Genomic DNA, 12,455 nt, shown 5'->3' with positions numbered 1-12,455 from the left:
ATGCACATCTACAAAGTCGGCGGCGCCGTGCGCGACCGCCTGCTCGGCCGCCCTGTCAGCGATATCGACTGGCTGGTGGTCGGCGCCACGGTCGAGGAAATGCACGCCAAGGGCTTTCGTCCGGTCGGCGCTGATTTCCCGGTGTTCCTGCATCCGAAAACCGGCGAGGAATATGCCTTGGCGCGCACCGAGCGCAAGAGCGGGCGCGGCTACGGCGGCTTCACCTTCCACGCCAGCCCCGATGTGACCCTGGAAGAAGACCTGATCCGTCGTGACCTGACCATCAATGCGATGGCCGAGGACGAGACGGGTACGGTGTACGACCCCTATCATGGCCAGGACGATCTCGATCGGCGCCTTTTGCGTCATGTTTCCCCGGCATTCGCCGAAGATCCGTTGCGCGTGTTGCGTGTTGCGCGCTTTGCTGCCCGTTATGCGCCGCTGGGTTTCCGGGTTGCCGATGAGACGCTTGAGCTGATGCGCCAGATCAGCGCCTCGGGCGAACTGCAAGCACTGACCGCCGAGCGCAGCTGGAAGGAAATCGAGCGGGCACTGATGGAGGCGCAGCCGCAGGTGTTCTTCCAGGTGCTGCATGCTTGTGGAGCCCTGCGGGAGCTGCTGCCGGAGCTTGATGACGCTCCCCAGGCCCTGGCGGCGCTGGAACAAGCGGTAATGCACGAACGGCCCCTGCATGTACGCTGGGCCTGCCTGCTGCAGTCGCTGACACCGGCCGCGATCAAAGCCGTCAACCAGCGCCTCAAGGCACCGCGAGAGTGCCAGGAGCTGGCGCTGCTGACGGGTGAGTGCCTGAAGCTGGGCAACCAGGCGCTGGAACTGCCTGCCACGGCACTGCTGGAGCTGTTGCAGAAGTTCGATGTGTACCGGCGGCCACAGCGGTTCGAAGACTTCCTGATCGCTTGCGAGATGACAGCGCTGGGCGAGGGCAAAGCGGGTTATCCACAGGCCGACTACCTGCGAGGGGCAGCGGCAGCGGCGCGGGCAGTGGATGTCAAGCCGTTGGTGCAGGCTGGGCTTACTGGCCAGGCCTTGGGGGAAGCGCTCAAAGGTGAACGGCTGAGAGCGCTCGAGGCTTACAAGCTCGGCTGAACATACCGGCCCTTTCGCGGGCTCGCCCGCTCCCACAGGAACCGCGCATTTTCCGAGCCTCGCACCTAACCTGTGGGAGCGGGCAAGCCCGCGAAGGGCCGCAAAGCGGCCCCAATTTTCTTAACTGACCGGCATTAAGGCTCGCCCGCTCCCACAGGGATCGCATGATGCCAAGGGTTGTGCGATCCCTGTGGGAGCGGCTTTAGCCGCGAAAGGGCCGGTACAGGCTTACGCGGGAGTCAGCTGCAACCCACGCCACTCAAAGGCAACCGGGGCCAACACCTGATCAATCCGCGCCTCCTGCCACAACTGCGCCATTGTCTTGCCTACCCCCGGATGCACCAGCTCCGGCGCCAGCAGCGACAGCGGCCACAGCACAAAGGCGTTCTTCAGGATCTCGGCCCGAGGCAACACCAGCCCATCGAACGTGCCGTGCAGGCCGTCATACATCAGCACGTCGATATCCAGCGGAAGGCCCTTGCGGTCCGGCGCATAGCGGCCATTGTCGGCCTCGATGAACTTCAACCGGCGGTCCAGTTCGATCAACGGCAACGCAGTCTGCCCGGTCACCACAAAGTTGATGAACGGCCCGCTCTTGATCCCCACCGCCTGGCTTTCGAACGCCGGCGAACAGCGCATGTCGGTCAGGATGCCCGCCAACGCATCGAGCCCGGCGCACAAATGCACCTCGCGGTCGATGTTGCTGCCAAGGCCCAGGTAAACCGTGCTCAGAGACATCCGCGCTCGATCTCCACGCCAACACCACCACGGGCCGCCGGCACCGCACCCGGCTTGGTCAGTTTCAACCGCACCCACGGGATGTGGAACTCTTCCATCAACGTCGCCACCAGGCGCTCGGCGAAGGTTTCCACCAACTCGAAACGGGCCTGTTCGGCAAACGCCTGGATGCGCGCCGACACACTGGCATAGTCCAGCGCCAGGTTCAGGTCGTCACCGGCCGCAGCCGGGCGGTTGTCCCAGGCAAAGCTCAGGTCCAGGCGCAAGCACTGGCGAATATCCCGCTCCCAGTCATAGGCACCGATGACGGTATCGACTTCCAGGCCTTCGATGAACACTCTGTCCAAGCACTTCTCTCCACAGCACGACAAGGGCGACTGGCGCCGTTAGAATCAGGGCGTCCTCGCCCGGAATAGTTAGCATGTTTTGGTTACTGGCGTTGCTCGCCTACCTGCTCGGCTCGCTGTCCTTCGCCATCGTCCTCAGCCGCCTTACGGGCAGCCCGGACCCGCGTTCCAGCGGTTCAGGCAATGCCGGCGCCACCAACATGCTACGCCTGGCGGGCCGCAAACTGGCGATCCTGACCCTGCTTGGCGACCTGTGCAAGGGCCTGTTGCCGGTATTGCTCGCCCGCGGTGCCGGGCTGGACCTGCACGCGCAGGCCTGGGTTGGCGTGTGCGCAGTGCTGGGCCACCTGTTCCCGCTGTACTTCCGCTTCCAGGGCGGCAAGGGCGTGGCAACCGCCGCCGGCATGCTCATGGCCCTGTACTTCCCGGCCGCGCTGCTGGCCATTGGCGCCTGGCTGCTGACCTTCTACCTCACCCGCACCAGCTCGCTGGCGGCGCTGATCGCCACACCGCTGACCTTGCCGTTGCTGGCCTGGCGCGAGCCAGAGGCCCTGCTGCCGATCACTGTGCTGACAGCGATGATCGTATGGCGCCACCGCAGCAACCTGCGCGACCTGTTCGCCGGCCGCGAACGGCACTTCTAACGCTTAAACCGGCGGCAACTGCTCCATCGGCCAGCGTGCCTGCACGCTGATTGCCAGGTCCTGCTTTTGCCCGGCCAACAACCGCTGGCAGCCGGCATAGGCGATCATCGCGCCGTTGTCGGTGCAGAACTGCGGGCGCGCGTAGTAAACGTTGCCCTTGATGCTGCCGAGCATGCCCTCGAGGGACGCACGCAGGGCCTTGTTGGCGCTGACGCCACCAGCAATGACCAGGCGCTTGAGGCCAGTCTGCTTCAACGCCCGCTTGCACTTGATGGTCAAAGTCTCCACCACCGCCTGCTGGAATGCCAGGGACAGGTCGCAACGGGTTTGCTCACTGTCGTCGCCGGCATCGCGGCACTGCTGCCAGGTGTTCAGGGCAAAGGTTTTCAGGCCGCTGAAGCTGAACTCCAGGCCCGGGCGGTCGGTCATCGGCCGCGGGAACACGAAGCGGCCAGGCACGCCGCGCTCGGCCAGGCGGGCGATTTCCGGGCCACCGGGGTAGTTCAGGCCGATCAGCTTGGCGGTCTTGTCGAACGCTTCGCCAGCGGCGTCGTCCAGGCTCTCGCCCAGCAGCTCGTACTGGCCGATGCCATCGACCCGCACCAACTGCGTGTGGCCACCGGAAACCAACAAAGCGACGAACGGAAACTCCGGCGGGTTTTCTTCCAGCATGGGTGCCAGCAAGTGGCCTTCCATGTGGTGTACGCCAATCGCCGGGATGTCCCAGGCAAAGGCCAGCGCCTGGGCGCAGGAGGCCCCCACCAGCAGGGCACCGACCAGGCCAGGGCCCGCGGTGTAGGCGATGGCGTCGATCTCGGTGGCGACGCAGCCGGCCTCATCCAGCACCTGGCGGATGAGTGGCAGCATGCGCTTGACGTGGTCACGCGAGGCAAGCTCTGGCACCACACCGCCGAACACGCGGTGCAGGTCGATCTGGCTGAACAGCGCGTCGGCCAACAAACCGCGTTCGCTGTCGTATAATGCGACGCCAGTTTCGTCGCAGGATGTTTCCAATCCCAGTACTAGCATGGGTTCGTCCCTTGTGGGGGCTGAATTCGAAGCCGCGCATGATAGTCCCCGTGTCGGATGCCGACCAGCGGTTTTCGATCAGAGGCTTTGCATTCCGGCTTGCTAAGGGTTAACATCCGCAACCCTTGAAAACCGACGTTCTCCAGCACACCTTTGTTTTGCCAGGAGCACGTCTACCCCGGTAATGAATTAAGGTAGCCCTGGATGCCAGCCGTCAAAGTTAAAGAGAACGAACCCTTCGACGTAGCTCTGCGTCGTTTCAAGCGCTCCTGCGAAAAAGCCGGTGTACTGGCTGAAGTTCGTAGCCGCGAGTTTTACGAGAAGCCGACCGCCGAGCGTAAGCGCAAAGCAGCTGCTGCTGTTAAGCGTCACGCCAAGAAAGTTCAGCGCGAACAGCGCCGCGCCGTTCGTCTGTACTAATACAGACGTTCTACGCAAAGCTTCTGCCCTGCCCGGCTAACCGCCGGGCGATGGCAGTGGTCGCTTCAAACTTGAGCAGCTAGCTCAAGGCCCTGCACAAGCTTCATGCGAACTGCACATGGGCAACCTGCCTGAAACGTCAGAGCTGGTCCTTCTTGTTGTATGACCAGACGTGCACGTCCGACTGACGGGCCCTCAGGGGCCGGCGACGAGCACACATTCCCTCGCACTTTCCCAAGCGGCACTCGCCCCATCCGGCGCGTGAGCGATTAGACTTGCCAGCTGCCAGATGACGAGACTGCCATGGCCGGGCTGATTCCCCAGAGTTTCATCGACGACCTTATCAACCGCCTCGACATCGTCGACGTGGTGAGTTCGCGCGTCCAGCTGAAAAAAACCGGCAAGAACTACTCCGCCTGCTGCCCGTTCCACAAGGAAAAGACCCCTTCCTTCACGGTCAGCCCCGACAAGCAGTTCTACTACTGCTTCGGCTGCGGTGCCGGCGGCAACGCCCTGGGCTTCGTAATGGACCACGACAACCTGGACTTCCCCCAGGCCGTCGAGGAGCTGGCCCGCGCCGCTGGCATGGAAGTGCCCCGCGAGCAAGGCCGCCGCGACCACAAGCCGCGCCAGCCAACCGATTCGCCGCTGTACCCGCTGCTGGACGCCGCCTCGGAGTTCTACCGCCAGGCCCTGCGCAGCCACCCGACCCGCAAGGCGGCGGTGGATTACCTCAAGGGCCGTGGCCTGTCCGGGGAAATCGCTCGCGATTTCGGCCTGGGCTTCGCCCCGCCAGGCTGGGACAACCTGCTCAAGCACCTGGGTGCCGACACCCTGCAGCAGAAGGTGATGATCGATGCCGGCCTGCTGATCGAGAACGCCGAAAGCGGCAAGCGCTATGACCGCTTCCGCGACCGGGTGATGTTCCCGATCCGCGACAGCCGCGGGCGCATCATCGCCTTCGGTGGCCGGGTGCTCGGCGACGACAAACCCAAGTACCTGAACTCCCCGGAAACCCCGGTGTTCCACAAGGGCCAGGAACTCTACGGCCTGTACGAGGCACGCAAGCACAACCGCAACCTCGACGAAATCATCGTCGTCGAGGGCTACATGGACGTCATTGCCCTGGCCCAGCAGGGCCTGCGCAACGCCGTGGCCACCCTCGGTACCGCCACCAGCGAAGAGCACCTCAAGCGCCTGTTCCGCGTGGTACCCAGCGTGCTGTTCTGCTTCGACGGTGACCAGGCCGGGCGCAAGGCCGCCTGGCGCGCCCTGGAGTCGACCCTGTCGAACCTGCAGGACGGCCGCCGCGCGCGCTTCCTGTTCCTGCCCGAAGGCGAAGACCCGGACAGCCTGGTGCGCGCCGAAGGCACCGATGCCTTCATGGCCCGCATCAACCAGCACGCCCAGCCGCTGGCCGATTACTTCTTCGAGCAACTAGGCGTCGAAGCCGACCCGCGCTCGCTGGAAGGCAAGGCACATATGGCGACCCTGGCCGCACCGCTGATCGAAAAGATCCCCGGCGCCAACCTGCGCCAGCTGATGCGCAACCGCCTGAAGGAAATCACCGGCCTCGACCCGCAGCAGGTCGAGCAACTGGCGCAACACGCCCCGGCCACCAGCAGCGTGCCGGACTACGACCCTGGCTACGACTACGACGCCATGGCCAGCTACACCCCCGACTACGGCGACATGCCGCAGCACGACTTCGCCCCCGTTCATCAGGAACAGGAGTGGAAGCCTAACAAGGGCGCAGGCAAGAAGCAGTGGAGCGACAAGCCCTGGGACAAGAACCGCAAGGGTGGCAAGCCATGGCAGCAACGTGACGAAGCACCACCACGCGTACCGGCCCCGGTCGAGCCGCCCACCCTGGCCGCCCTGCGCACCCTGCTGCACCACCCGCTGCTGGCCGGCAAGGTGGAGGATGCCAGCCACTTCGCCGACGAAGAACACCTGTACAGCCAGCTTCTGGTGGCACTGATCGAAGCCGCGCAGAAAAATCCTGGGCTAAGCTCAATGCAGTTGATCGCACGTTGGCACGGCACCGAACAGGGGCGCCTGCTGCGGGCTCTGGCGGAAAAGGAATGGCTGATCGTGGCCGACAACCTTGAACAACAGTTTTTCGACACTATAACTAGCTTGTCCGCCCGCCAACGCGAGCGCAGCCTGGAACAACTGCTCAGGAAATCACGTCAAAGCGAATTGACCAGCGAGGAAAAAACCCAGCTCCTCGCCCTGCTGAGCCGGAATGTTCCCGCACAAACGCCGACCTCATCTGGCGCGTGAGGCCCATGCTCGGGTATAATCCTCGGCTTGTTTTTTGCCCGCCAAGACCTTCAGTGGATAGGGTGTTATGTCCGGAAAAGCGCAACAGCAGTCTCGTATCAAAGAGTTGATCACCCGCGGTCGTGAGCAGGGCTACCTGACTTACGCGGAGGTCAACGACCACCTGCCTGAGGATATTTCAGATCCGGAACAGGTGGAAGACATCATCCGCATGATCAACGACATGGGGATCAACGTATTCGAGAGTGCTCCGGATGCGGATGCCCTTCTGTTGGCGGAAGCCGACACCGACGAAGCCGCGGCAGAAGAAGCCGCTGCTGCGTTGGCGGCAGTTGAAACCGATATCGGCCGCACGACCGACCCGGTGCGCATGTACATGCGCGAAATGGGTACCGTCGAGCTGCTGACCCGCGAAGGCGAGATCGAAATCGCCAAGCGTATCGAGGAAGGCATCCGTGAAGTCATGGGCGCCATCGCCCACTTCCCGGGCACTGTCGACTACATTCTCGGCGAATATGACCGTGTCACCACCGAAGGTGGCCGTCTGTCCGACGTTCTCAGCGGTTACATCGACCCTGATGACAATATCGCCGCGCCGACCGAAGAAGTGCCGATCCCGGGCACCAAGGCCGCCGCCGCGAAGGAAGAGTCCGACGACGACGAGGAAGAATCCGAAAGCGGTGACGACGAGGAAGAGGCCGAGAGCGGCCCGGACCCGGAAGTCGCTCGCCAGCGTTTCGGTGCGGTCAACGACCAGCTTCAGGCCACCAACAAGGTCCTGAAGAAGAACGGTCGCGCCCACAAGGAAAGCATCGACGCCCTGCAGGCCCTGGCCGACCTGTTCATGCCGATCAAGCTGGTGCCGAAGCAGTTCGAGGTACTGGTAGAGCGTGTTCGTGACGCCCTGAACCGCCTGCGCCAGCAGGAACGCGCCATCATGCAGCTGTGCGTGCGTGATGCCCGCATGCCGCGTGCCGACTTCCTGCGCATGTTCCCGAGCAACGAAACCGACCAGACCTGGAGCGGTGACCTGGCCAAGCGCAACACCAAGTGGGCTGCCGCCCTGGGTGAAAAGGACGCTGCCATCGTCGCTTGCCAGCAGAAGCTGATCGACCTTGAGACCGAAACCGGCCTGACCGTTGCCGAGATCAAGGAAATCAACCGTCGCATGTCGATCGGTGAAGCCAAGGCCCGCCGCGCCAAGAAAGAAATGGTCGAGGCGAACCTGCGTCTGGTGATCTCCATCGCCAAGAAGTACACCAACCGTGGCCTGCAGTTCCTCGACCTGATCCAGGAAGGCAACATCGGCTTGATGAAAGCGGTGGACAAGTTCGAATACCGTCGCGGCTACAAGTTCTCGACCTACGCCACCTGGTGGATCCGCCAGGCGATCACCCGTTCGATCGCCGACCAGGCGCGCACCATCCGTATTCCGGTGCACATGATCGAGACGATCAACAAGCTCAACCGTATTTCCCGCCAGATGCTGCAGGAAATGGGTCGCGAACCGACCCCGGAAGAGCTGGGCGAGCGCATGGAAATGCCTGAGGACAAGATCCGCAAGGTACTGAAGATCGCCAAAGAGCCGATCTCCATGGAAACCCCGATCGGTGACGACGAAGATTCGCACCTGGGCGACTTCATCGAGGACTCGACCATGCAGTCCCCGATCGACGTGGCCACGGTCGAAAGCCTCAAGGAAGCCACCCGTGACGTGCTCTCGGGCCTGACCGCACGCGAAGCCAAGGTGCTGCGCATGCGTTTCGGTATCGACATGAACACCGACCACACCCTCGAAGAGGTCGGCAAGCAGTTCGACGTGACCCGCGAGCGGATCCGTCAGATCGAAGCGAAGGCGTTGCGCAAACTGCGCCACCCGACTCGCAGCGAGCATCTGCGCTCCTTCCTCGACGAGTGATGACAAAACCCCGGCCCAGGCCGGGGTTTTTCTTTTCCGGCCCTGCGCGATCCCTGTGGGAGCCGGCTTGCCGGCGATGGGCTGCGCAGCAACCCCATTTCCTCATTACCTACCCCTTCCGACAGCCAGAACACAAAGCCCGCCCTTCCACCGCACACCTGCAGCAATGCCCGTCTACACTCGACTTCATACCACTTGAATGTGAGGCCGCTATGCCGCTGATGCCGGCCATCCTGTTGCTGCTCCTGATTTTGTGGAACACAGCGGCCGGCGCCCTGACCCTGACAGACGAGGAGAAAGCCTGGTTGGCTGCCCACCCGCAGCTGAGCCTGGGTGTAGACGCCTCTTGGCCACCGTTCGAGTTTCGCGACCAGGAGGGCCGATACCAGGGATTGGCCGCCGATTACATCGCCACGATCCAGCAACGCCTGGGTGTGACGCTCAAACCGGTCGAACCCAGCAGCTGGACCGAGGTACTGGCGCAAGCCCGCGAAAGCCGCATCGACCTGCTGCCCGGCATCATGTCCACCCCCGAACGCCAAGGCTACCTGGCCTTCACCCGGCCGTACCTCGACTTCCCCATCGTCATCCTCGCCCACAAAGGCGGCGCACAGCCGCGCAACCTGGACGACCTGTACGGTCTGAAGATTGCCGTGGTCGAAAACTACGCCCCGCACGAACTGCTGCGCACCCACCACCCGGACCTCAACCTGGTGGCCCTGCCCAACGTCAGCTCCACCCTGCAGGCCCTGGCCACCGACGAAGTGGACGCGGTGGTCGGTGACCTCGCTTCAAGCATCTGGAGCCTGCGCCAGCTCAAGCTCGATGGCCTCTACGTCAGCGGTGAAACGCCCTACCGCTACCAGCTGGCCATGGCCGCCCCGCGCGACAAGAAGGTGCTGGTCGGCATTCTCGACAAAGTGATGGCCGACATGAGCAGCGCTGAAGTCAGCCAGATCCAGCAACGCTGGGTAGGCAATGTGGTCGACCAACGGATGTTCTGGTCGGACCTGCTGGTATACGGCCTGCCGGCGGTGCTGGTATTGATGGCCGTGCTGGCAGTGGTCATCCGCATCAACCGCCGGCTCAGTTCGGAAATTTCCCGGCGCATCGCCCTGGAACAGGAACTGCGCAGCAGCGAGTACCACTACCGCAGCCTGGTCGAGAGCCTGTCCGCCATCGCCTGGGAGGCCGACGCCAACGACTTCACCTACAGCTACGTCTCACCCCACGCCGAAGGCCTGCTCGGCTACCCACTGGCCGACTGGCTCAAGCCCGGCTTCTGGCGCAGCATCCTGCACCCGGAGGATGCCCTCTGGGCCCAGGCCTACTGCGACAGCGAAACCGCCGCCGGGCGCGACCACAGCCTCGACTACCGGGTAATCCGGGCCGATGGCCAGCCACTTTGGGTACGCAACATCGTCAGCATGATCGAGCATGGCCACCAGCCGGTGATGCGTGGCCTGATGATCGACATCAGCGAGACCAAGCGCACCGAGGACGCCCTGCGCCTGTCCGAGCAGAAGTTCGCCTCGGTGTTCCAGCAGTGCCCCGACATCCTGCTGATCGCCCGCCACAGCGACGGCTGCCTGCTGGAGGTGAACGAAGCCTTCGAAGAGCAGATCGGCCTCACCCCGGGCCAGGTAATCGGCCGCACTGCCACCGAGCTCAACCTGTGGGGCGTCGAAGGCACCGGCCCGCGGCTGCTCGAACGCCTGCACCGGGGCGGTATCCGCAACCTGGAAATGAGCTTCCGCCGCAGCAACGGCCAACTGTTCACCGGCCTGACCTCGGCCGAAACCTTCGAGCTCGACGGCAACCTCGCGCTGGTGGTAGCGGTACGCGATATCAGCCAGCTCAAGGAAACCCAGGAGCAGCTGCAAATCTCGGAAGAGAAATTCGCCAAGGCCTTCCATGCCTCGCCCGATGGCCTGCTGCTGTCGCGCCAGAGCGACGGCTTGCTGCTTGAAGTGAACGAGGGCTTCTGCCGCTTGACCGGCTATGACCTCAGCCCGACCCTCGACCAGACCTCGCTGGACCTGGGCATCTGGGTCGACCTCAACGAGCGCAAGCGCCTGGTCGAACAGCTCAACCGCGACGGCTTCGTACGCGACTTCACGTGCCACCTGCGCCGCAGTGATGGGCAGATTCGCCTCTGCGAGCTCTCTGCACGGCCGCTGCCGATTGCTGGCGACGACTGCATGCTGACCATCGCCCGCGACATCACCGAGCGCCACCTGATGCAGGAAAAGCTGCAGCTGGCCGCCACCGTGTTCGAGAACACCGCCGAAGGCGTGCTGATCACCGACATCGACCAGCGCATCAGTGCCGTCAACCGCGCCTTCAGCGAAATCACCGGCTACAGCGAGATCGAAGCCCTCGGCCAGACTCCGCGCCTGCTTGCCTCCGGCCAGCACGACAGCGCGTTCTATGTCGCCATGTGGCACCAGCTGACCGACGAAGGCCACTGGCAAGGCGAGATCTACAACAAGCGCAAGAACGGCGAGCTGTACCCCGGCTGGCTGACCATCAGCGCCGTGCGCAACAGAGAACGCGAGATCACCCACTTCGTCGCCGTGTTCGCCGACATCTCCAGCCTCAAGCATGCCCAGGCCAAGCTCGACTACCAGGCCCACCACGACCCGCTGACCGGCCTGCCCAATCGTGCCCTGTTCGAGAACCGCCTGCAGGCCGCACTCACCTGCTCGCAAGTGTCCAACCGCAAGGGCGCGGTGCTGTTCCTCGACCTCGACCGTTTCAAGCACATCAACGACAGCCTCGGCCACCCGGTCGGCGATCTGCTGCTCAAGGGCATCGCCCAACGCCTGAAGGAGCAGGTGCGTGATGTCGACACCGTGGCCCGCCTGGGCGGCGACGAGTTCATCATCCTGTTGCCCGGCCTGCACAAACCCAGTGACGCCAGCGCCATCGCCAACAAGCTGCTGGCCTGCTTCAACGCGCCGTTCCAGGCCGGCGAGCACGAGTTCTTCACCAGCGCCAGCATCGGCATCAGCCTTTATCCACAGGACGGCACCGACGTTGCCACACTGATTCGCAACGCCGACGCAGCCATGTACCGCTCCAAGGCCAAGGGCCGTAACCGCGTCGAAGCCTACACCCTCGACCTCACCGCCCAGGCCAGCGAACGCATCGCCCTGGAGCACGAACTGCGCCGCGCCATCGAGCGCAACGAACTGAGCCTGTGCTTCCAGCCCAAGCTCAGCCTCAAGACCCAGAGCCTGGTCGGCGCCGAAGCGCTGATCCGCTGGAGCCACCCGACCTTTGGTGAAGTGCCGCCAGAGCACTTCATCCACCTGGCGGAAGAGAACGGCACCATCCTCCAGATCGGCGACTGGGTGCTGGAACAGGCCTGCCGGCAGATGCAGGCCTGGAAGATGCACTACGACCCCTTTGGCCCGCTGTCGATCAACCTCGCCGGCGCCCAGCTGCGCCACCCCCACCTTGCCCGGCGCATCGAACAGTTGCTGAAGCACTACCAGCTCAAGGCCGGCGACCTGCAGCTGGAAATCACCGAAAACTTCATCATGAGCCAGGCAGAGGAAGCCCTGGCCGTGCTGCACCAGCTGAAGAAGCTGGGCGTGCAGCTGGCCATCGACGACTTCGGCACCGGTTATTCATCGCTGAGCTACCTCAAGCGCCTGCCGCTGGACATCCTCAAGATCGACAAGTCGTTCATCCGCGGCCTGCCCGACGATCCCCACGACGCCGCCATCGCCCGCGCGATCATCGCCCTGGGCCGCAGCATGCAGCTGACCATCATTGCCGAGGGTGTGGAAAACCAGGCCCAGCAACGCTTCCTGGCGGCTGAAGGCTGTGAGCAGATCCAGGGCTACATTGTCAGCCTGCCCCTGCCCCCGGACGACTTCGCGGCGACGTTTCTTCGCATAGCACTATCGGATCTTTCAGATGGCACAGGTGCGAAACCCTCGTTATAATCCGGCCACT

At 63.6% G+C, this 12,455-nt stretch carries 9 protein-coding genes; 6 read left to right on the top strand and 3 right to left on the bottom strand.

What is annotated here, in order from left to right; translation table 11 throughout:
• The gene (locus tag CAG22_RS12455) at window positions 1–1,107 is read left to right on the top strand and encodes a multifunctional CCA addition/repair protein (protein ID WP_085705552.1); all 1,107 of its coding nucleotides are present in this window, start codon (window positions 1–3) and stop codon (window positions 1,105–1,107) included.
• 228 nt (window positions 1,108–1,335) lie between these two features.
• Here the strand turns inward: CAG22_RS12455 and folK are convergent, their stop codons facing one another.
• Both folK and folB read right to left on the bottom strand, forming a co-directional pair.
• On the bottom strand, window positions 1,336–1,845 hold the full coding sequence (folK, locus tag CAG22_RS12450; RefSeq protein ID WP_025337453.1) for a 2-amino-4-hydroxy-6-hydroxymethyldihydropteridine diphosphokinase: 510 nt from the start codon (window positions 1,843–1,845) through the stop codon (window positions 1,336–1,338).
• Window positions 1,836–2,192, bottom strand: a complete 357-nt coding sequence (folB, locus tag CAG22_RS12445) for a dihydroneopterin aldolase (protein WP_004375185.1) — start codon at window positions 2,190–2,192, stop codon at window positions 1,836–1,838. Before folB ends, folK begins: the two co-directional genes overlap by 10 nt.
• Window positions 2,193–2,266: 74 nt before the next feature.
• Between folB and plsY the strand changes: the two genes are divergently transcribed.
• A complete protein-coding gene (plsY, locus tag CAG22_RS12440) occupies window positions 2,267–2,836 on the top strand; it encodes a glycerol-3-phosphate 1-O-acyltransferase PlsY (RefSeq protein WP_013970581.1) in 570 nt (189 codons plus the stop codon).
• A 3-nt stretch (window positions 2,837–2,839) separates the two neighbouring features.
• Here plsY and tsaD read toward each other — a convergent pair whose 3' ends face one another.
• Entirely contained in the window at window positions 2,840–3,865 is a 1,026-nt protein-coding gene (tsaD, locus tag CAG22_RS12435) for a tRNA (adenosine(37)-N6)-threonylcarbamoyltransferase complex transferase subunit TsaD (RefSeq protein WP_085591378.1), read from the bottom strand.
• A 204-nt stretch (window positions 3,866–4,069) separates the two neighbouring features.
• On the opposite strand from tsaD, the gene rpsU reads away from it, so the two are divergent.
• The 4 genes from rpsU to CAG22_RS12415 all read left to right on the top strand — a co-directional run bounded on the left by rpsU (window position 4,070) and on the right by CAG22_RS12415 (window position 12,445).
• Window positions 4,070–4,285, top strand: a complete 216-nt coding sequence (gene rpsU, locus CAG22_RS12430) for a 30S ribosomal protein S21 (protein ID WP_003255575.1) — start codon at window positions 4,070–4,072, stop codon at window positions 4,283–4,285.
• 303 nt (window positions 4,286–4,588) lie between these two features.
• Window positions 4,589–6,571, top strand: coding sequence for a DNA primase (gene dnaG, locus CAG22_RS12425; RefSeq protein WP_085705551.1), 1,983 nt, complete (start codon window positions 4,589–4,591; stop codon window positions 6,569–6,571).
• A 67-nt stretch (window positions 6,572–6,638) separates the two neighbouring features.
• Window positions 6,639–8,489 carry an RNA polymerase sigma factor RpoD gene (gene rpoD, locus CAG22_RS12420; RefSeq protein ID WP_025337450.1) on the top strand — a complete coding sequence of 617 codons (1,851 nt, stop codon included), beginning with the start codon at window positions 6,639–6,641 and terminating at the stop codon, window positions 8,487–8,489.
• A 212-nt stretch (window positions 8,490–8,701) separates the two neighbouring features.
• Entirely contained in the window at window positions 8,702–12,445 is a 3,744-nt protein-coding gene (locus CAG22_RS12415) for an EAL domain-containing protein (protein ID WP_085705550.1), read from the top strand.
• Window positions 12,446–12,455: the final 10 nt, after the last annotated feature.

The sequence above is a fragment of the Pseudomonas sp. B8(2017) genome, from assembly GCF_002113575.1.
In the GTDB taxonomy this organism is placed as follows: Bacteria; Pseudomonadota; Gammaproteobacteria; order Pseudomonadales; family Pseudomonadaceae; genus Aquipseudomonas; species Aquipseudomonas putida_Z.
Note: the sequence above shows the minus strand (reverse complement) of the source record. Positions and strands in the feature narration are given on the sequence as shown.